Annotated in this window: 19 protein-coding genes and 1 tRNA gene; 14 read left to right on the forward strand and 6 right to left on the reverse strand. The window is 58.2% G+C overall.

Features of this window, described 5'->3' with window-relative positions:
- Positions 1 to 147 precede the first annotated feature (147 nt).
- Positions 148 to 756, forward strand: coding sequence for a hypothetical protein (locus ABCS64_RS03305; protein WP_418890501.1), 609 nt, complete (start codon positions 148 to 150; stop codon positions 754 to 756).
- Positions 757 to 971: 215 nt separating this feature from the next.
- Here the strand turns inward: ABCS64_RS03305 and ABCS64_RS03310 are convergent, their stop codons facing one another.
- Entirely contained in the window at positions 972 to 1,277 is a 306-nt protein-coding gene (locus tag ABCS64_RS03310; RefSeq protein ID WP_418890502.1) for a hypothetical protein, read from the reverse strand.
- 2 nt (positions 1,278 to 1,279) lie between these two features.
- Between ABCS64_RS03310 and ABCS64_RS03315 the strand changes: the two genes are divergently transcribed.
- Both ABCS64_RS03315 and ABCS64_RS03320 read left to right on the forward strand, forming a co-directional pair.
- Positions 1,280 to 1,615: a carboxymuconolactone decarboxylase family protein gene (locus ABCS64_RS03315; protein ID WP_418890503.1), complete on the forward strand. Its 336-nt coding sequence runs from the start codon at positions 1,280 to 1,282 to the stop codon at positions 1,613 to 1,615.
- Between the two features lie 547 nt (positions 1,616 to 2,162).
- The gene (locus ABCS64_RS03320; RefSeq protein ID WP_418890504.1) at positions 2,163 to 2,288 is read left to right on the forward strand and encodes a hypothetical protein; all 126 of its coding nucleotides are present in this window, start codon (positions 2,163 to 2,165) and stop codon (positions 2,286 to 2,288) included.
- 187 nt (positions 2,289 to 2,475) lie between these two features.
- Here the strand turns inward: ABCS64_RS03320 and ABCS64_RS03325 are convergent.
- Positions 2,476 to 2,562 (reverse strand) — tRNA-Leu (locus ABCS64_RS03325).
- Positions 2,563 to 2,609: 47 nt separating this feature from the next.
- Between ABCS64_RS03325 and rnr the strand changes: the two genes are divergently transcribed.
- From rnr to ABCS64_RS03370, 9 genes are all read left to right on the forward strand, one after another.
- Entirely contained in the window at positions 2,610 to 5,096 is a 2,487-nt protein-coding gene (gene rnr / locus ABCS64_RS03330; RefSeq protein ID WP_418890505.1) for a ribonuclease R, read from the forward strand.
- Positions 5,097 to 5,114: 18 nt separating this feature from the next.
- Positions 5,115 to 5,894: a 23S rRNA (guanosine(2251)-2'-O)-methyltransferase RlmB gene (gene rlmB, locus ABCS64_RS03335; protein WP_418890506.1), complete on the forward strand. Its 780-nt coding sequence runs from the start codon at positions 5,115 to 5,117 to the stop codon at positions 5,892 to 5,894.
- 377 nt (positions 5,895 to 6,271) lie between these two features.
- A complete protein-coding gene (locus tag ABCS64_RS03340; RefSeq protein WP_418890507.1) occupies positions 6,272 to 7,141 on the forward strand; it encodes a tetratricopeptide repeat protein in 870 nt (289 codons plus the stop codon).
- Between the two features lie 85 nt (positions 7,142 to 7,226).
- The gene (locus ABCS64_RS03345) at positions 7,227 to 7,670 is read left to right on the forward strand and encodes a tetratricopeptide repeat protein (RefSeq protein WP_418890508.1); all 444 of its coding nucleotides are present in this window, start codon (positions 7,227 to 7,229) and stop codon (positions 7,668 to 7,670) included.
- A gap of 428 nt (positions 7,671 to 8,098) precedes the next feature.
- Positions 8,099 to 8,632 carry a tetratricopeptide repeat protein gene (locus ABCS64_RS03350; RefSeq protein ID WP_418890509.1) on the forward strand — a complete coding sequence of 178 codons (534 nt, stop codon included), beginning with the start codon at positions 8,099 to 8,101 and terminating at the stop codon, positions 8,630 to 8,632.
- A 190-nt stretch (positions 8,633 to 8,822) separates the two neighbouring features.
- Positions 8,823 to 9,914 (forward strand): SEL1-like repeat protein, encoded by a 1,092-nt coding sequence (locus tag ABCS64_RS03355; RefSeq protein WP_418890510.1) that lies wholly within the window; start codon positions 8,823 to 8,825, stop codon positions 9,912 to 9,914.
- Between the two features lie 80 nt (positions 9,915 to 9,994).
- Positions 9,995 to 10,447 (forward strand): tetratricopeptide repeat protein, encoded by a 453-nt coding sequence (locus ABCS64_RS03360; protein WP_418890511.1) that lies wholly within the window; start codon positions 9,995 to 9,997, stop codon positions 10,445 to 10,447.
- Between the two features lie 65 nt (positions 10,448 to 10,512).
- A complete protein-coding gene (locus ABCS64_RS03365; protein ID WP_418890512.1) occupies positions 10,513 to 11,487 on the forward strand; it encodes a tetratricopeptide repeat protein in 975 nt (324 codons plus the stop codon).
- Between the two features lie 879 nt (positions 11,488 to 12,366).
- Complete coding sequence (locus ABCS64_RS03370; protein WP_418890513.1) at positions 12,367 to 12,720, forward strand: hypothetical protein; 354 nt, start codon at positions 12,367 to 12,369, stop codon at positions 12,718 to 12,720.
- A gap of 80 nt (positions 12,721 to 12,800) precedes the next feature.
- Here ABCS64_RS03370 and ABCS64_RS03375 read toward each other — a convergent pair whose 3' ends face one another.
- The 4 genes from ABCS64_RS03375 to ABCS64_RS03390 all read right to left on the reverse strand — a co-directional run bounded on the left by ABCS64_RS03375 (position 12,801) and on the right by ABCS64_RS03390 (position 17,648).
- Positions 12,801 to 13,466 carry an OmpA family protein gene (locus ABCS64_RS03375; RefSeq protein ID WP_418890514.1) on the reverse strand — a complete coding sequence of 222 codons (666 nt, stop codon included), beginning with the start codon at positions 13,464 to 13,466 and terminating at the stop codon, positions 12,801 to 12,803.
- A 66-nt stretch (positions 13,467 to 13,532) separates the two neighbouring features.
- The gene (locus ABCS64_RS03380; RefSeq protein ID WP_418890515.1) at positions 13,533 to 13,859 is read right to left on the reverse strand and encodes a hypothetical protein; all 327 of its coding nucleotides are present in this window, start codon (positions 13,857 to 13,859) and stop codon (positions 13,533 to 13,535) included.
- 690 nt (positions 13,860 to 14,549) lie between these two features.
- Positions 14,550 to 17,177 carry a DNA mismatch repair protein MutS gene (gene mutS / locus ABCS64_RS03385; RefSeq protein WP_418890516.1) on the reverse strand — a complete coding sequence of 876 codons (2,628 nt, stop codon included), beginning with the start codon at positions 17,175 to 17,177 and terminating at the stop codon, positions 14,550 to 14,552.
- A 27-nt stretch (positions 17,178 to 17,204) separates the two neighbouring features.
- A complete protein-coding gene (locus ABCS64_RS03390) occupies positions 17,205 to 17,648 on the reverse strand; it encodes an META domain-containing protein (RefSeq protein ID WP_418890517.1) in 444 nt (147 codons plus the stop codon).
- 835 nt (positions 17,649 to 18,483) lie between these two features.
- Here ABCS64_RS03390 and ABCS64_RS03395 point away from each other — a divergent pair.
- Together ABCS64_RS03395 and ABCS64_RS03400 are read left to right on the forward strand one after the other, a co-directional pair.
- A complete protein-coding gene (locus tag ABCS64_RS03395) occupies positions 18,484 to 19,044 on the forward strand; it encodes a hypothetical protein (protein ID WP_418890327.1) in 561 nt (186 codons plus the stop codon).
- A 249-nt stretch (positions 19,045 to 19,293) separates the two neighbouring features.
- Positions 19,294 to 19,761 carry a DUF1178 family protein gene (locus ABCS64_RS03400; protein ID WP_418890518.1) on the forward strand — a complete coding sequence of 156 codons (468 nt, stop codon included), beginning with the start codon at positions 19,294 to 19,296 and terminating at the stop codon, positions 19,759 to 19,761.
- The last annotated feature ends 113 nt before the right edge of the window (positions 19,762 to 19,874 follow it).

Consider the following 19,874-nt stretch of genomic DNA (forward strand, 5'->3'; position numbering starts at 1 on the left):
GGGCAGCGCATCCGGCAACTCACCGGCAAAGCGGTAAAAGTCTGCCGATGATCGCTTGACATACACAGGGCTGCATCCTAGATTCCATCGCAGCAGATGTAGTCTATCGGTATCTTCTCGATCTCTTTTAATTTTTGGGAGGCTGATATGGGCGCGGTCATCCTGCCCCTGATGGGGATTTACCTGCTGCTGCTGATCGTCGGCACGGCCTACGGCTGGCGCTGGGCTAAACGGCGAGGCTATTCGACAGTCAAACGCGCGTTCTGCGCCTTGGGCGGCTTCCTGATTGTCTATTTACCGCTTATGTGGGACTGGATACCGACTGAATTGGCGCACCGCTATTACTGCAAGAAAGAAGCCGGTTTATGGATTTATAAAACGCTGGATCAATGGAAAGCGGAAAACCCCGGCGTATATGAGACGCTGGTGTATAACAAGGATCGACCGTTTAAAGTCTATTATGATGATGAGACAGGTAGTAAATCTGTCTATTTTTTCAATGAAAGAATAAATTATTCTTCTGAGAGAAAGCGTGTTTTTTCTTTCTTAATTGTAAAGAAAAAAATATTTGAAATTATTGATTCAAAAAATAATGAGGTTTTGGTGAGATATATTGATTTTAGTTACAATGGAGGCTCGCCCGCAATCGGAACTGGCTATAAAATCTGGATGAGCGGGCTAAATTGCTCGAACGGGTTAGTGTTGCAAAATCAATTTTTTGATATTTTGAATATGTTTGAAGGAGCCAAGAAATGATTAATTCACTATCTCTATTTGAACAAGCGCAATTAGCGGAAGCCAATTAAGCTTTATTCTCAAATAAGAATAGATTTTTAATAAAGCAGTCTTTACTAATTTTTTAGATTATTTTAAAGGCAATAGGCAGTCATCAACTCATTGAAGCTTTTGCAAAGCTTTCTAGTTTTCTTTTGGTGTTTTTAATATTTTTAGAAATACGATGCGCAGATTCCTTAAAACAGGTTTCTGCCAGGTTTTGCAAAGGTTTCATTTTTTTCGGATGAATATCTTGCCCGAGATGCTTTCGGGAACTTTTTGCTGCCCGGAATCTCAATGCCGTTGCAACTTGCCGATGGCGCGCATTTAGGCGGCGGTTTTGCCGCGCCCTCCGGTTGAAGGGCGGATGCAATTGCCCGGATTTTGGGATTGCGTATGTTTTTTATCTCAGGTTCTGTGGCGGGCTGTTTGCGTCCGGAGGTGGTTGCATGGGTTTTTCGGCGCTTTCCGGAAAACTTTTGAATAATGATGAAAGGAGACATTGATGGAAAACTGGAATGAGTACCGCAAGGAACTGATGGCGCGCGTGGGCGAACTGGGCAAACTTTCGCCGGATACCGTTGCCGGCTACCAGGCGCTTGCCGGCGCGGGCAAGAAGACCCAGCATCTCGACGCAAAAACGCGCGAATTGATTGCGCTGGCCGTGGCCGTGACCACGCGCTGTGACGGCTGTATCACCATGCATGTGGCGGAGGCCGCCAAATTGGGCGTCAGCCGCGAGGAGATTGCCGAAGCGCTGGGCGTTGCGGTGGCGATGAATGCCGGCGCCGCCGTGGCGTATTCGGCGCGCGTCCTGGATGCGTTTGCCGCGCAGGGCTGAACGCCCGGATGTGAGGGCTGCAATTTCGCATCCGCAGCCGGCGCGCGGGGATTGGCAGCATGATGCTGATCCCGCGCGCTTTTTTATTGTTTCTCCTGCATCCAGCTTCAGTGTGATCAAGGATGATCAGGTCTTGCGATTTGTTGGTTTTCGATGCTCTGGTTTTTGATGCGCCGGCAAGTGCCGGAAATCCGAAACGGCGAAAATCCGCAGTGCCGGAAATCTAAAATACCGAGAGTCCGCGCGTGTCGTGCCGGACGGACGGCAAGTTGATGGCGGTAGCGTTTAGTCCCCCCGGCTTGGACCTTGTCTGGGCGCGCGGTTCGATGAGGTGGACGTCAGAAAAGCGCTAGAGAGCTGCCTCGGTTCGGGCGCTGCCTGGGCGTGCGCAGAAGCGGTGCCGTGGCGCTGCTGTGCGCGCAGAGTTGAAAAACAAAGAATTTGCTGCGGCCAAGGAAACGGCGCTGCCTGGTGTGCGCGGATGTTTGAGGGCGCCAGCCTGAATGCGCATGGTGACAGCGCTCCTGAGCGCGATGAAAGGACGCGCATGAACAACGCGCATGCTTGGAAACATGCTGCAAAACGTGCTGCAATGTTGCCGGGCAGCGGCGCGGCTTTGCCGCCCGGAAAGAAAGCAAGCGAAGAACTATTGAACTATTTGAAAGGGGGATGAAATGGGCGGAAAGGACGGGTTGCCGCAGGTTACATGAGAACTCCCGAATGGGAGGAGGGCGGATGGAGTGCCGCGGGTTGTGCGAGGAGAGCCGGAGTTTTTGCGCTGCTGATGCAGCTGTGTTGCGCCTGGTGTATAAGTCTTTGTTTTAATTGACGGCGCGGGGCAATCAGCGTTTAATGTTGCCTGGTGCCCAGGAAGGGACTCGAACCCCCACAGTGTTGCCACCACTAGGACCTGAACCTAGCGCGTCTACCAATTTCGCCACCTGGGCCTGCATAACGACGAAGCGAAGGCCGCATTCTAAGGGAATGAACTCAAATGTCAATAAGAAAGCTTTCAAAAATCAGAAAAAACGACCCGTTTTTCCAGCGTGAAATGGCGAAATATGACCTGCCGCTGCCCTCCCGCGAATACATCGTGCAGACGCTGACCGAGCAAGGCCGGCCGGTCAGTCTGGATTTTCTTTGCGACCTGCTCGATGTGCGCAAGGCCGAGCGCGAGCCATTCGTGCGCCGTCTGGCGGCGATGGAGCGCGAGGCGCAATTGATGCGCAACCGCAAAGGGGCGTACATCCTGCCGGAACGCGCCAGCCTCATTGCCGGGCGGGTCGAGGGGCATCCGGACGGCTATGGCTTCTTCATCCCGGACGATGGCAGCGACGATCTTTTTCTCGATGCCAAGCAGATGACCAAGGTGCTGCATCGGGACCGGGCGCTGGTGCGCGTGACCGGCATCGATCGCAAGGGCCGGCGCGAGGCGGCGATTGTCGAAGTGACCGAGCGCGCCAACAGCCGGATCGTCGGGCGCGTGCTGGTCGAGCACGGCATCATGCTGGTGGCGCCCGAAAACCGGCGGATTCACCAGGACATCCTCATCGTTGCCGATCAAAAGGTTGGCAAACAGGCCGGCAAATGGCTCCAGCCCAAAGCAGGCCAGGTGGTGATGGTCGAAATCATCGAGCAGCCGACGCGGCATTCGCAGCCGATCGGCCGTGTTGTCGAAGTTCTCGGTAATTACGCCGATCCCGGCATGGAAATCGAAATTGCCCTGCGCAAGCATGAGCTGCCTTTTGAGTTTTCGCCCGAAGCCGTCAAGGAAGCCCTCGCCTTGCCGGCCAAAGTCAGAAAAGCCGATCTGGACGGACGATGCGACCTGCGCGATCTGCCGCTGGTGACGATTGACGGCGAAACGGCCAAGGATTTCGACGACGCCGTTTTTGCCGAGAAAAAAGGGCGCGGCTGGCGGCTGGTGGTGGCGATTGCCGACGTCAGCCATTACGTGCGGCCGGGCGCGGCGCTCGACCGTGAGGCCTGCGCGCGCGGCAATTCGGTATATTTCCCGCGCCGCGTCATCCCCATGCTGCCGGAAAAGCTGTCCAACGGCCTGTGCTCGCTCAATCCGGAGGCCGAGCGGCTGGCGATGGTCTGCGACATGGAGATCAGCGCCGGCGGCCTCGTCAAGGCGTATGCCTTTTATCCGGCCGTGTTCCGTTCGGCGGCGCGGCTGACCTACACGCAGGTCTGGGCGTGGCTGTCCGGCGCCGCAGCAGGCCCGGCGGCAGATTCAGCGGCAGAGCTGGCGGCGTCCAGTCACGCCATTCCCCCGCCAGTGCAATCCTCGCTGCGGGCTTTATATACGCTGTTCGGCATTCTGCTCAAAGCGCGGCGCAAGCGCGGCGCGATCGATTTTGAGACGGTGGAAACGATGATGCTGTTCAACGACCAGGGGAAAATCGAGAATATCGTGCCGGTTGAGCGCAACGACGCGCACCGGCTCATCGAAGAATGCATGCTGGCGGCCAACGTGTGCGCCGCGGATTTCCTCGAAAAGCACCGTCATCCCTGCCTGTACCGCGTGCATGAAGGGCCGACGCCGGAAAAACTCGAACAACTGCGCGCTTTTCTCAAGGAATTTGGCCTCAGCCTGTCGGGCGGCGCGCATCCGGCCGCCAAGGATTACGCGGCGCTGATGGAAACGGTCAAATCCCGCCCGGATGCCGCGCTCCTGCAAACGGCGATGCTGCGCTCGCTGCGGCAGGCGGTGTATAGCCCGGACAACGTCGGCCACTTCGGCCTGTCCTACGAGCACTACACGCACTTCACTTCACCGATCCGGCGCTATCCCGACCTGCTTGTGCATCGGGCGATCAAGGCGCTGCTCGCGGGCGCGACGTACCGGCCCGGCAAGTGGGACGACATCGGCCTGCACTGTTCGATGACCGAGCGGCGCGCCGACGAGGCGACGCGCGATGTGACGAACTGGCTTAAGTGCTACTACATGCGCGAGCGCATCGGCGAAGTTTTTGTCGGAACGATCGCCTCGGTCGTGCCCTTTGGCGTGTTCGTGACGCTTGATGCGGTGTATGTCGAAGGGCTGGTGCATGTATCCGAGCTGGGCGAGGACTACTTCCAGTTCGACCCGGTGCGCCATGAAATGCTGGGCGAACGCACCGGCCGGCGTTTCCGGCTTGGCGACCGCCTCTGCGTCAAGCTGGTGCGCGCCGATCTGGAAAGCGGGCGTATTGATTTTGTCCTGGCCGACGCCGACGAAGCCGCCCGGGTTGCTCCACCCGCCCCATCCGAATGGCAGGCGGCCGAATCGGGCGCGTCGCCGCGTCCGGAAAAGGCTGCTGGAAAAAAGGTGAAAAAGGCAGCGCAAAAAACAGCACAAAAGACAGCGCACAAGGCATCAGGAAAAGCATCAGGAAAGGCACCGAAAAAAGCACCGAAAAAAGCTTCACCCGGCCGATCCGGACGCACGCCTGCCGGCACAACGCGCCGCTCCGGGAAATCCGCAAAGCACTGAACGGAGGGTTGAATTTTCATGAGCCAGTCTTCGCATTCCGGCGCACCCGCATCGACCGCTGCCGGCTTCATTCACGGCTTCCATGCCGTCATCGCCAAACTGCGGCACCAGCCGGAGGCCATTCTTGAAATCTTCATCGACGGCGAGCGGCGTGACGCCCGCATGCGCGACCTCCTGCGCCATGCCGAATTGCACGGCGTGCGCGTCATGGCGGTCGACGGCAAGCGGCTCGACGGCATGGCCGGCGGGCGGATGCGCCATCAGGGCGTCGTCGCCCGCGTCCTTGGCCAGCGGCGGCCGGTGGCGCTCGACGATGTTCTCGATACGCTCGAAGAACCTGCCTTTCTGCTCATCCTCGACGGCATTCAGGACCCGCACAACCTGGGCGCCTGCCTGCGCGTGGCCGATGCCGTCGGCGCGCACGCCGTCATTGCCCCCAAGGACCGCGCCGCCGGGCTGACGCAGGCGGCCATCAAAGTCGCCAGCGGCGCGGCGGAAAGCGTGCCCTATATCACCGTGACCAATCTCGCCCGCACGCTGCGCGAACTTCAGGAACGCGGCATCTGGGTGATCGGCGCCGATGCCGAAGGGCAGGAAGATCTCTACCGCGCGCAATGGCCGGCGGGCACGGCCTGGGCGCTGGGCGCCGAGGGCGTCGGCCTGCGCCGCCTGACGCGCGAGACCTGCGACCAGCTCGTCACCATTCCCATGCTCGGCTCGGTGCAAAGCCTCAATGTCTCCGTCGCCGCCGGCGTCTGCCTCTACGAAGCGCGGCGGCGGCTGACAGCCGCGGGCTGAACGTCCGTAGTGACTGGTCGAATGATCGGCCGCAAGCCCGCGTATTTTGGGCGTTTCCCGGGAGCCTTCTCGCCAGCCCACGTCCCTAGGGCATTTCAGACCGGGCGGCGCTGTAACCCGCGTCAATTGGGCGTTTTCGGGCAGGCGCCCCGAAAACCCTTGTTTCACGCGGGTTCCCGTCCTGCCTGGCTGGAGAAGCCCGTTTTACGCGGGCTGGAGCGGTGACGATCAGGCGAAAGGCGGAACGCCAAGCGCGGCAGGCGCTGGAGAAAATGCGTGGGAAGCGTTGAGTGCAGCGGGCGAACGCTGGATAATGCACCGTGCATTCGCCATACCTTTGCTCGTTCAACCATGAATCAATCAAGGGACATCAAACGATGAAAAAGTTTTTTCTGGGCGTCTGTCTATTTCTGTCCGCCAGTTTGGCGCTGGCGCAGATGCCCGAAAAAACACGGCAAGAGGTGGCGCAGGCGATTCAACAAGGGAATTACGAACAGGCAGTGCGATTACTACGCCCTTGGGCGTGGCGTGGCGATGCTCGCGCGCAGCACAGCCTTGGCGTAATGTATCGCGATGGTCTTGGCGTTGCGCAGGACTATGCCCAGGCGCGCGAATGGCTGGAAAAAGCTGCCGCACAAGGGAATGCCAAAGCACAAACCAACCTTGGCCTGATGTATGGTGATGGCCGAGGCGTTGCGCAGGATTATGCCAAGGCGCGCGAATGGTGGGAAAAAGCGGCCGTTCAGGGGAATGCGGATGCGCAATTTAACCTTGGCGCGATGTATGACGCTGGCCGAGGCGTCGCCAGGGATTTGCTCAAGGCGCGCGAATGGTATGAACAGGCGGCGGCGCTGGGGGACGTGGATGCACGATTCAATCTTGGCCTGATGTATCGCGATGGTCTTGGCGTTGCGCAGGACTATGCCCAGGCGCGCGAATGGCTGGAAAAAGCCGCCGCACAAGGGAATGCCAAAGCACAATACTGCCTTGGCGCGATGTATTACGACGGTCATGGCGGTATTGCCCGGAATTACGTCAAAGCGCTTGAATGGTGGGAGAAGGCGGCCGACCAGGGGAATGCCAGAGCGCAATTCAACATTGGCGTGATATATCGCGACGGGCAGGGTGTCGCGCAGGATGACGGCAAGGCGCGCGAATGGTTCGAGAAAGCGGCTGCACAGACAGAAAATGCTGAGGTAGTGCGCAAAGCCCGGCAGGCGCTGGAGAGGATGCGCGGGAAGCGTTGAGTGCGCGCAGCAAACAGCCGCTGGATATAATGTGCCGTGTGTTCCTTCGCTCAACACCATGAATCAATCAAAGGGAGATTAAACGATGAAAAAGTTTTTACTGGGCGCCTGCCTGTTTTTGTCCGTGAGTCTGGCGCTGGCGCAAATTCCCAAGAAAACATGGCAAGAAGTCGAGCTGGCGGTTATACAAGGGAATGAGGCACGAACCATAGAGCTGCTGCAACCCTGGGCGGAACGTGGTGATGCTCGGGCGCAGAGCCTCCTTGGCGTGGTGTATTACGATGACGAAGGCACCGTGCGGGATTACGCCAAGGCGCGCGAATGGTGGAAAAAATCGGCCGCCCAAGGGAATGCAGCGGCGCAGTACAGCCTTGGCTGGATATATTACGAGGGTCACGGCGTCGCGCAGGATTACGCCAGGGCGCGCGAATGGTGGGAGAAAGCGGCTGCGCAGACAGAAAATCCAAAAAATATTGAAGTGGTGCGCAAAGCCCGGCAGGCGCTGGAGCAAATACGCCGCGAGCGTTGAGTGCGGTGGGGGTGTGCGCTGAACGCCCGCAACGACAGGCCGCACGCCCGCGTCTTTTGGGCGTTTCAGACTGGGCGGTGCCAAAGCCCGCATCCTCTAGGGAATTTCAGGCAAAGCAGCGCAGCAACCCGCGTCAATTGGGCGTTTGCGGGCAGGCGCTCCGGACGCCCTTATTCTGCGCGGGTTCCCGGCCTGCTCGGAGAGAAGCCGGTCAAGAGCATCACGACTTATGTTCCAACGGCTTTCCAGCCTGCACGGAGACGCCTGTGTTACACGGGTCAGAAGGGTGACGATGGGGCGGGTGCGCCGAGCGCGGCGGGCGCCGGAGAGAATACGCGGAAGGCGTTGAGTGCGGCGAGCAAACGCCGGATAATGCAGCGTGCATTCATTCGCACGGCGCCATGAATCAGTCAAAAGGAGACCACACGATGAAAAAGCTTTTACCGGGCGTCTGCCTGCTACTTTCCGCCACGCTGGCGCTGGCGCAAATGCCTGGGGAAACACGGCAAGAGGCGATGCTGGCGATTCAACAAGGCAATTACACGCACGCTGCGCAATTGCTGCGCACCTGGGCGGAGCGTGGCGATGCACAGGCGCAATACTATCTTGGCGTGATGTATAGCAATGGCGACGGCTTCGCCCAGAATAACGCCAAGGCGCGCAAATGGTGGGAAAAGGCGGCCGCCCAAGGAGATGCAAAAGCACAATACAACCTCGGCGTGATTTATTACGATGGTCAAGGCGTTGCACAGAGTTACGCCAAGGCGCGCGAATGGTGGGAAAAGGCGGCCGCCCAGGGGTATGCGGAGGCGCAATACAACCTTGGCTTCATGTATGCCGGTGGTCGAGGCGTTGCCAAGGATTTGCTCAAGGCGCGTAAATGGTACGAGCAGGCGGCTGCACAGACAGAAAATCCTGAAATAGCGCGCCGAGCTTTGCAGGCGCTAGAGAAAATGTACTGAAGGCGTTGAGTGCGGCAGACCGCCGCTATAGCGGATTGAATTAATTTTCGATACGAGGCGGCAAGCCGCAGACAGTACAAGGAGTACGGCAAGGCGCAGCAACGTCGTGGCGAAAGTTAAGCTAATTCGCTATATATACAATGCGCCGTTCATTCGCACGACAGACGCGAATCAATCAAGGGTGACCACGATGAAAAAGCTTTTACTGTGCGCCTACCTGCTCCTGTCCGCCAGTTTGGCGCTGGCGCAGATGCCTGAGGAAACATGGCAGGCGGCGGGGCGGGCGATTCAACAAGGTAATTATGCACACGCCGCTCAATTGCTGTGCCCTTGGGCGGAACGCGGCGATGCCTGGGCGCAATACAACCTCGGCGTGATGTATTACCGTGGTCAAGGCGTTGCGCAGGATGATGCCAAAGCGCGCGAATGGTATGAAAAAGCCGCCGCTCAAGGGCATGCAGGGGCGCAAACCAACCTTGGCTTTATGTATGACAATGGTCGAGGCGTTGCCAAGGATTTGCTTAAGGCGCGTAAATGGTTCGAGAAAGCGGCTGCGCAGGGATATGCGCATGCACAGTACCGCCTTGGCGTGATGTATCGTGATGGACGCGGCGGCGCGCGGGATTACGCCAAAGCGCGCGAATGGTTCGAGAAAGCGGCTGCTCAAGGGCTGGCAGAGGCGCAATACAACCTCGGCCTGATCTATGGCGCTGGCCGAGGCGTCGCGCAGGATGATGCCAAAGCGCGCGAATGGTATGAAAAAGCCGCCGCTCAAGGGCATGCAGGGGCGCAAACCAACCTTGGCCTGATATATGACACTGGTCGGGGCGTCGCGCAAGATGATGCCAGAGCGCGTAAATGGTACGAGCAGGCGGCCGCTCAAGGGAATGCCGAAGCACAATACAACCTTGGCGTGATGTATCACACTGGTCAAGGCGTTGCACAGAGTTACGCCAGGGCGCACGAATGGTTCGAGAAAGCGGCAGCACAGGGAGATGCGTATGCGCAATACAACCTTGGCGTGATGTATCGCGATGGTCAAGGCGTTGCGCGGAATTACGCCCAAGCGCGTAAATGGTGGGAGAAGGCCGCTGCACAGGGGGATGCAGATGCACAGTATGGCCTTGGCGTCATGTATTACGATGGCCGGGGCGTCGCCAAGGATCTGTTCAAGGCGCGGGAATGGTTCGAGCAGGCGGCTGTGCAGAGAGAAAATGCAGAAAATACTGAAGCGGTACGCCGAGCGCGGCAGGCGCTGGAGAGAATGCGTCAAGGACGTTAACTCCGTGCGGCAAACAGCCGCTGGATATAGTGCGCTGCACTTTCATTCGCGCGACACCATGAATCAAGGGAGATCAAACGATGAAAAAGTTTTTACTGGGCGTCTGGCTGTTTTTGTCTACCAGTTTGGTGCTGGCGCAGATGCCCGAGAAAACATGGCAAGAGGCGCTGCTGGCGATTCAACAAGGGAATTACGAACAGGCCGTGCGATTGCTGCGCCCTTGGGCGGAACGTGGCGATGCCGAAGCACAAGCCTTCCTTAACTGGGTGTATTCCTATGGACAAGGTATCGCGCAGAATTACGCCCAGATGCGCGAACGTTGGGAGAAGGCTGCCACCCAGGGGGATGCAGAGGCGCAGTACAACCTGGGCTGGATGTATAAAAGTGGTCGAGGCGGCGTACAGGATTACGCCAAGGCATGCGAATGGTTGGAGAAGGCGGCTGCACAGACAGAAAATGTGGAAGATGTGGAAAATGCTTCAGCGGTGCGCAAAGCCCGGCGGATGCTGGAGAAAATACACTGGGAGCGTTGAGTGAGTGCGGATTGAGGTGCGCTGTGGTTCATTCGCGCAACGAATCAATCAAGGGAGATCAAACGATGAAAAAGCTTTTGCTGGGCGTCTGCCTGCTCCTGTCCGCCAGTTTGGCGCTAGCGCAGATGCCCGAGGAAACACGGCGAGAGGCGGCGCAGGCGATTCTGCAAGGCAATGACACCCAGGCCGTGCAATTGCTGCGCCCTTGGGCGGAACGTGGCGATGCCTGGGCGCAGTACAGCCTTGGTGTGATGTATTACCGTGGCCGCGGTGTCGCGCAGAATGATGCCCAGGCACGCGAATGGCTGGAAAAAGCCGCCGCGCAGGGAAATGCGAATGCCCAATTTAGCCTTGGCCTGATGTATAAAAATGGCCGAGGCGTCGCGCAGAATTATGCCCAGGCGCGCGAATGGCTGGAAAAAGCCGCTGCACAGGGGTTGGCAGAGGCCCAATTCAACCTTGGCGTGATGCATAAAAATGGTCAGGGCGTCGCGCAGGGTTACGCCCAGGCGCGCGAATGGTGGGAAAAGGCGGCCGCGCAGGGGGATGCCCAAGCACAATACAACCTTGGCGTGATGTATCACGATGGTTACGGCGTTGCGCAGGATTATGCCCAGGCACGTGAATGGTGGGAAAAAGCCGCTGCGCAGGGCCATGCAGAGGCACAACACAACCTTGGCGTGATGTATCACGATGGTCACGGTGTCGCCCAGGATTACGCCAAGGCGCAGGACTGGTTCGAGAAAGCGGCTGCGCAGGGGTTTGTAGAGGCACAAACCAACCTGGGCGTGATGTATTACCGTGGCCGAGGCGTCGCGCGGGATTACGCCAAGGCGCGCGAATGGTGGGAAAAAGCCGCCGCTCAGGGGAATGCGGGCGCGCAATCGAACCTTGGTGTGATGTACGAATATGGTCAGGGCGTCGCGCAGAATGACGCCAAGGCACGCGAATGGTTCGAGAAGGCGGCTGCGCAGACAAAAAATGCAGAAAATGCTGAAGCGGTGCGCAAAGCCCGGCAAGCGCTGGAGAAAATGCGCTAAGGGCGTTGAGTGAGTGCAGCGGGTTGAACGCTTCAATGACCGGCCGCAATGGCCGGCCGGAAGCCCGCGTCTTTTGGGCATTTCAGACTGGATGGTGCTAGAACCTGCGTCAATCGGGCGTTTGCGGGCAGGTGCTCCGGAAACCCTTATCCCACGCGGGTTCCCGGCCTGACTGGCTGGAGAAGCCCGTTTTACGCGGGCTGGAGGGGTAAGCTAATGAGGCGAAAGGTGGAACGCCAAGTGCGGCAGGCGCTGGAGAAAATGCGCGGGAAGCGTTGATGCGTGCGGCGGGTTGAACGTCCGTAGTAATTGGCCACAACGACCCGCCGCAACCCCGCGTCTTTTGGGCGTTTCCCGGGTACCTGCTCGCTAGCCCTCGCCAACCCACTTCCAGCCGGCGTTTCAGCCATACGGCTGCCGACGCCTGCACCTGCACTGCTACGCCAGCGCATATTCCTGAAGCGCTGGGGCGCACTCACCACAAGGCCGCTGCCTGCGCACCCGCTGAGCAGGAACCGCCGCCAGCGCCTGCTGAGCCGGAGCCCCCACAGGTTGATCGACGGCAAAACGTCAAAATACCGCCCGCCGGAACCCCGTGTCTTTTGGGCATTTCATGTTTGTTTACCTACGAACGCTTTCCCGACCTGGGCATCCCAAATACGACCAATCTGCTGGAGGAAAAATTTGGCGATTTGAAGCAGCGTTTGCGGTGTCATCGGGGGTTGAAAAAGGAGAATAAGTTGCGGTTTATAAAACATTATTTCGCAAAGGATCCGTCCTAAAAACACCTATTTTGTCTATTAGAGCGTTACGTCTCGAAAAAAACACCTGTTTTGTTCATTACGCCTGAATTTCTTCATACTTTTTCATCTGGCTCCGGTGTGGTACGCAATATTTTCGCCGGTTTACTGCTTTTTCAACGGGTACCGAATTGATTATGCGCTCACCAATAAACGCCTGTATTGCACCTCCGGGTTGATCGGGCTGGATATTGCCAGTGCCAAGCTGCCTGAAGTACAGAGTTTGCGGGTGGATGTGGGCGCGCTGGGAGCCGTGTTCAAACGGGGCGCTATCCGCTTCGGTGCCAGAAACGCGCTGCGTTACGTGGAAAATCCCTACGAAGTTTATAAGCTGATTCAGCAAACCGTAGTAGACATCACCACCGACCGCCAGTTACCCAACCAATTGCGCCCCGAAGAAAACCTGGGCTACCATACCCGATATGAGTCTTAATATTTGCAGGTGCAAAAAGGCCGTCTGAAAGATTTTTTTGCTCTCAGACGGCCTTTTGTTGTTTAAACAAAGGCGGAAACTTAACCGCCCAGCTGCGTGGTTTTATTGACAATAATCTCCACACGTCGGTTTTTGGCACGGCCTTCCGGATTATCGCTGCCGTCGGGGTGGGTATTGGGCGCAACGGGGTTTGTCGCACCTTGGCCTTTGACTTGATAATTCTGATTCAGGCCTTTCGCTTCAAACCAATTTTTTACTGCCTGTGCACGTGCCAAAGACAAGCGTTGGTTGTAAGCATCAGAGCCTTTGCTGTCGGTATAGCCGATAATCAGAATCAGCCCTTTGCCTTTTTGACGGATGACATCGGCGGCTTTTTGCAGTTCGGCATCGGCTTCGGGTTTGAGTTCGGATTTGTCGAAATCAAATAATACATCCGACGATAAATTGATCTGGATGTTGAAACCTGTTTCCGTGCCGCTCAAGCTGCTGCCTTGCGCCGACAGACTGCTTCCTTGGGTAGAAAGGTTGTTGCCCTGTGCCGACAGGGTGGAAGAAACCGACTCAGCAGGAGCAGCGGCGGGTGCCTGTTCGGGAACAGGTGCCGAGGCATTAGGCTGGGTTTGCGGTATTACAGTCGTGCTGGCGGCAGAAGCCTGATTTTGCGGCTTGGCAGGTTCGGGTTCCTGTCCGCAGGCACACAGGGCGGAGAGTGCCGCAACACAGGTAAGGAAACGCAATGTTTTCATAAAACAATCTCTACTGGAGCGGTGTGCAGACCGCCCTAAGCAGCCTGCACATCACCAAGTGGAAAATCAGCGGCTCACTGGCACCGAATCAAACGAGCCCGCACCGGGGAAATCGATGGTGATGGTGGGCGTTGTGGCGGCCGGGGCGGGGAATTTGAGCGCGACGATTCTGGGGGAACTGCCTGACACGCTTATATCCTTGCCTTGGGGAGAGGGGTCAACCATATATTTGCCGTTTTCGTCTTGCAGCAGGCTGATGCGCTTGCTGGTGCTTTCGTCGATATAGGCAAAATCGGCAACCTTGCCGGTACGCGCGGTCGTATATTTATAGCCGCCGTTTTCATTTTTAGCCGGTATAAACATAAATTCCACATTCAGAATCTGGCCGACCACTTTTACTTTGGTTAAGGCCAGTGTGCCCCCTTCGCCAAACGGTTTGGACTGGATGGCCTGCGCGGCCGGGTCTTGCTGCTGTTGCGGGGCAGCCGGCTCGCGGATCAGGCTGGGGCTGGGAGCGGGCTCGGGAGTAGGTGCTGGCGGAGCAGGTGGAGCGGGCTGAGGGTTGGGTGTAGGCGCTGGCGGAGCAGGTGGGGCGGGATGAGGGTTGGGAGCTTGCTCCTGCGCCTGAGGGGGCGGAGTCGGCTCGGGTTCTTTTTGGCAGGCAGTCACAGTCAGTAAGGCAAAAGCAGACAAAACGACAAGAGTACATTGGGAAATACGCATTTTTGGATACCTCTCTTAAGTTGGATACTGCAATAAGATTATGATTAGACGCCCCTTTGTATACCAAGCATCCCAATAAAATTCAAGCAGACTACTGCTGTGCGAATTTTTGAAACCTTTTTGAAACCTATATGTACGAAGGTTTTTCCCCATTTGGCTGTGCTGAAATTGCGTTTTAATTTTGTGGAAGTTTCTCTTGCAGACGGCCTTTTTCATCTTTGAGGTTCGCGTATTCTGCTGGAGGAGCAATTTGGCGATTTGAAGCAGCATTTGCGGTGCTATCGGGCTAAAAATGAGCGTAAGTTACGGTTTATAAAAAATTATTTCAGCAAGAAATGAAGGGGGCATGAAATTTGCCTATTACGCCAGTTTTTTCAGTTCGTAGAGCAGGTCGAGCGCTTGCCGGGGGGTGAGGCTGTCCGGGTCGAGAGTGCGTAAACGAAGCAGGGCGGGCGGCGGCGAAGGCGGGGGCGGCGGTAATTCTACGGCGGCGGGCGGCGCGTGTTCGGGCAAGGCGGCGAATAGGTCAGGTTGCAGCGGGTTGATCGCAGTGCGTTGTTCAAATTCGCGCAATTGCTGTTTCGCCGCTTTGACGACCGGCGCGGGAATGCCGGCCAGCGCGGCGACCTGGATGCCGTAGCTTTGGCTGGCGGGGCCTTCTTCGACGGCGTGCAGGAAGACGATTTTGTCGCCGTGTTCGATGGCGCCGAGGTGGACATTGGCCAGTTCCGGGTATTCGCCGGCGAGCAGCGTCAGCTCGAAATAGTGTGTGGCGAATAGCGTCAGCGCGCGGTTTTTTTCGATGAGATGCCGGCAGATGGCAAAGGCCAGCGCCATGCCGTCGAAGGTCGAGGTGCCGCGCCCGACTTCGTCCATCAGCACCAGGCTGTTGGCGGTGGCGTGATGCAGGATGGCCGCCGATTCGGTCATTTCGACCATGAAGGTCGAGCGGCCGGAGGCGAGGTCGTCGGCGGCGCCGATACGGGTAAAAATCTGGTCGAGCGGGCCGATGACGGCGCGCCGGGCGGGCACGAAGCTGCCGATGTGCGCCATCAGCGCGATCAGCGCGGTTTGCCGCATGTAGGTCGATTTGCCGCCCATGTTGGGGCCGGTGATGAGCAGCAGGCGGCGAGCGTCGGTCAGGTGCGTGTCGTTGGCGATGAAGGTTTCGCCGCCGGGCAGCTCGTTTTCGACGACCGGGTGGCGTCCGCCTTCGATGTGCAGCCCCGGCTCGGATGAGAATTCCGGGCGGCAGTAATCGTAGGTGTGCGCGGTTTCGGCCAGCGCGGCAAGCAGGTCGAGGTGGGCAACGGCACGGGCGATACTCTGCAGGCGCGGCAGGTCGGCCTGCAGGGTGGTCAGGATCGCTTCGTAGAGCTGCTTTTCGCGCGCGAGCGCGCGTTCCTGCGCCGACAGGGCTTTGTCCTCGAACGCCTTGAGTTCCGGCGTGATGTAGCGCTCGGCATTTTTCAGCGTCTGGCGGCGGCGGTAATCGTCCGGCACCTTGCCGGCGTTGGCGTGCGTAATTTCGATGTAGAAGCCATGCACGCGGTTGTATTCGACCTTGAGGTTGGCGATGCCGGTGCGTTCGCGTTCGCGCGTTTCCAGTTCGATGAGGTAGGCGCCGCAGTGGTCGTTGATCCCGCGCAGTTCGTCCAGCTCGGCGTCGTAACCGCCGGCGATGACGCCGCCGTCCCGCAGCAGTGCCGCCGGTTCCGGGCAAATGGCGCGGGCAAGCAGGTCGGCCGCGCTCTCCGGCGTTTGCAGTTCGCCATGCAGCGTTTGCAGCAATGGGGCGGCGCGTGCGCTTTCGGCGGCCAGCGGCGCGCGCAGTTCGGCAAGCCGGCGCAGGCTGTCGCGCAGGCCGGCAAGGTCGCGCGGGCGGGCGCTCATCAGCGCGATGCGTCCGGCGATGCGTTCAATGTCGGCAAAGCCGCGCAAGGTGCGGCGGATGTCGCGTGCGGCCTGGCCGCCTGCGTCAAGCAGCGCGGCAATAGCCGTATGGCGTGCGGCGGGGGTCGCCGGGTCGCGCAGCGGGTGGTGCAGGGCGTGGCGCAGCGCGCGCGAGCCCATCGAGGTGACGCAGGCATCGAGCAGGCTAAAGAGCGTTGGCGATGCCTGGCCGCGCAGGGTTTCCGTCAGTTCCAGATTGCGCCGCGTTGCCGCGTCGAGGCCGAGAAAGGCGCTGTCGCGTTCGACGCTCAGCGAGAGGACGTGCGGCAGGGCGCGCGCCTGCGTCGTCCGGGCGTAGCGCAGCAGGGCGCCGGCGGCGGCGATGGCCGGGCGTAAACCGTCTGCGCCGAAGCCGGCGAGCGAGGCGGTTTTGAAATGCGCGCATAGGTCGCGCGTGGCCGCTTCGCTGTCGAAATGCCAGTCAGGCTGCCGGGTGAGGGCAATGGCTGCAGCCGGTGCGGAGAGCGCTTGCAGCAAGGCCGGTTCTTGCTGGCTTTCCGGGACGATGATTTCAGCCGGCTGGATACGTTCGAGGCTTGCCGCCAGCGCATCGGGCGCTATTTCGCTGACCTGAAATTCGCCGCTAGCCAGATTCAGCCAGGCCAGGCCGACGCGTTGGCGGTTCGTGCTGACAGCCATCAGCAGGGCGTCGCGCTTGTCGTCGAGCAGGGCGGCGTCGGTCAGCGTGCCGGGCGTGACGATGCGCGTGACGGCGCGTTCGACCGGCCCCTTGCTGGTGGCCGGATCGCCAATCTGGTCGCAAATGACGACCGATTCACCGAGCCGGACGAGACGGGCCAGGTATTGCTCAAGCGCGTGGTAGGGCACGCCGGCCATCTTGATCGGCGCGCCGGCGCTTTGGCCGCGCGTGGTCAGCGTGATATCGAGCAGGTGGGCGGCTTTTTCGGCATCTTCGTAGAACAGTTCATAGAAGTCGCCCATCCGGTAGAGCAGCAACAGGTCGGGATACTGCGCCTTGATGCCGAGATACTGGCGCATCATCGGCGTGTGCGAGGAAAGCTTGTCTTTGCTCATGCCTCGGCGTGTTTGGATAACCGGGGCTTAGGGTGCGGGACGGAATTGGAGTTCGATGCCGTCGCCGCTGATGGTGAGCCGGTCGCTTTCGTGTTTAAGGGTTTTAACGACGCTGATCGCATCCAGGTAGTCTCTTTCGAGACGCATGGTTTCCGCCGGGCCGGCCATCAGGGTAGTCGTTGGTGGTTCGGTGTGTTCGATGCGGCCGTCGTGGATTTTTACCGGCACGCGGTAGTGGTTGATGGCGGAAACGCCCGTGAAGGCATCTTTTTCCTGGATGAGGGTGATTTTGCCGTCTTGGGTATTCAGGGGCTTGCCTTTTACCTTGCCGGCAACGAGTATCCATTTACTGCCGCTGTGTGCGCTGTTGCCGCTGTTATCTGTGGTTTGCGACGCACCGGATACGCCGGCCTGGCAGGCGGCGAGCAAGAGTGCGGTCATGAGGCTGGCAATTTTGGGCATTTTTTCCATGGCGTTTCTCTCTGGTCATTATGTGGTTTTCGTGATAGCCATTATAAAGCAGCCTTTTTCCATTCCGGACTGGAAGCGTTCGGATGAAAGCCAGGAGGTTTCTGGCAGGGCCAACTCGCCACGCGCGCAGTAGATAAGCCCTGCCAAGGATCACCGCCATGTGCTGTGGCCGGCGATGGCCGGTGGGATGCGTTCATCAGAAACGCGGCCGCCTGGCTGACACTCCGGCACATCTCGCCCGGCCGATAGCTCATGGCGCATAACATGCGCCGTATCTGATCCGGTGAAATCAATACTTCACTGTTTTGTGATATCGCCGGTACGTCAGTGATGTCTTATGGTGCCCGGGACGGGGGTCGAACCCGTATAGCCTTGCGGCCGAGGGATTTTCTTCACACTTCGGCTTTCGCCGCCGGCCGTGTAACCACAACCGTTCGTGCGCTGGACTATGCCTTCGCCGTAGCGCAATGCGCGACAGGCGCCCCCCGTCTAGTCTCTACACCTTCCCATTGCTGGGCTTGGCTCGGCGTTGCCGCGGTGGTTGCATCATTGCCGATGCCCCACCAGGGGGTTCGCCGAATTTGAGGGGATTCACGCGGGCGCTTTCGCTTCCCGGTGCTCAATTTTCAAGTCCCTTGTGTCTACCAATTTCACCACCCGGGCGGTGAGGCGAGCCATTTTACCGGAGCGCTGCGCTTGCGTAAAATCGCTGGTATCGACCGCGGGTGCCGACACATTGAATGGCGGCGCGGGGAACGACACCTATGAATTTAACGGCGCTTTCGGCCCATATGTCAGCGCCAATTATCCTTACTTTTACAAAGAGGCCGCTTAAATGGCCGCACTGCTTATTTTCTTTCTGGCCTGGCTGTATTACCGCGTCGTCCGGAAAGTGCTTAAACGGGTTAAACCCTATTGGGGCAAAGCGCTAGTGATCGTGATTGCCCTGTTGATTCCCACGGCCGATGCGATGTATGGCCGCCACAAACTCAAACGGCTTTGCGCGCAGGAGGGCGGGCTGCACATCTATCGGGTTGTAGAAGGGGTGAAAGGCTTTGAAAGCCCGAGTATTCGGCCAGATAAAGGCTGGTTAGGCATCGGGAAATATCAGTTTATGGAAGGTGAAGATTCTCCTGGAAAGTATTCACGCCTTAGCCTGCGCCCTGACGGAACGTACTTGCGCGAGGTCGACATTACACCAATGAGTGAATACGCTTATAAATACAAACCTGGGAATCTTAAAGATATTTATTTACGTGACGAAAAGCTTATTTATGTTCGGGCAACCGGCGAAGTACTTGGGCGTTACGTCAATATCTCCTATGCTGGCGGCTGGCTGGAAAGGGCTATTAATGGCCTGTATGCCGCGCGTGGAAATTCTGGGGTGTGTGAATAACCCTCGCTTCGTAGGCAAGAATTTATTATGAAAGTTCTTAAACCCGCTTCAGCTTCTGCACAGGAGAAAACATCATGAGCGTCGATATGAAAAAAGTCATGGATTATGCTTGGATGTCGCAGGCTGCTTATCTTGATCTTAGTCAGGTTGTAAATAAGGATAAGTTGTTTAAAAATCTCCAAGAAATCTCTTAATGAACATACAAAGTCGTTTTCTGTCTTCCTCTTTTTTGTTTGCCGCTATTTGCCAATGATCGTATTTGATTTGACCTGCGGCCTGGGGCATACGTTTGAAGGCTGGTTCCAGTCCATGGAAGTGTTTGAGGCGCAGCTTGCGCAGGACATGATCGCCTGTCCTCATTGCGGTTCGATGCAAATTCGTCGGGTGCCGTCAGCCATCCGTTTTTCCAGAAAAGATTCGGGCGCGGATGCCGGACACGCGGCAGTTCGCGGCGCAGCCGGTACGCCGCTGTCCGGCAGCGTGACGGTGACGCCCGAAACCATGATGTCGCTATTCCGGCAGATGGTTTCCTCGATCATCGCCAACACGGAAGACGTCGGCAGCGCATTTGCCGAGGAAGCGCGCCGCATCCATTATCTCGAAGCGCCGGAGCGGCCGATCCGCGGCGAAGCCAGCCTGGAAGAGTATGAAAACCTGCAAGATGAAGGCATTGAAGTCATGCTGCTACCGCTGTTAAAGAAAGAGAAAGCACATTAGGGGCATCGTGCGCGTCATATCGACATACATCCTAAGTGGGGATGACGGCGTGGCGGAGTGACTGAGGCTTCGTGCAGCGCCGGGGCGTCATGCGAAATCATGCGAAAAATGCT

It is taken from the genome of Dentiradicibacter hellwigii, from assembly GCF_041770905.1.
In the GTDB taxonomy this organism is placed as follows: domain Bacteria; phylum Pseudomonadota; class Gammaproteobacteria; order Burkholderiales; family Rhodocyclaceae; genus Propionivibrio; species Propionivibrio hellwigii.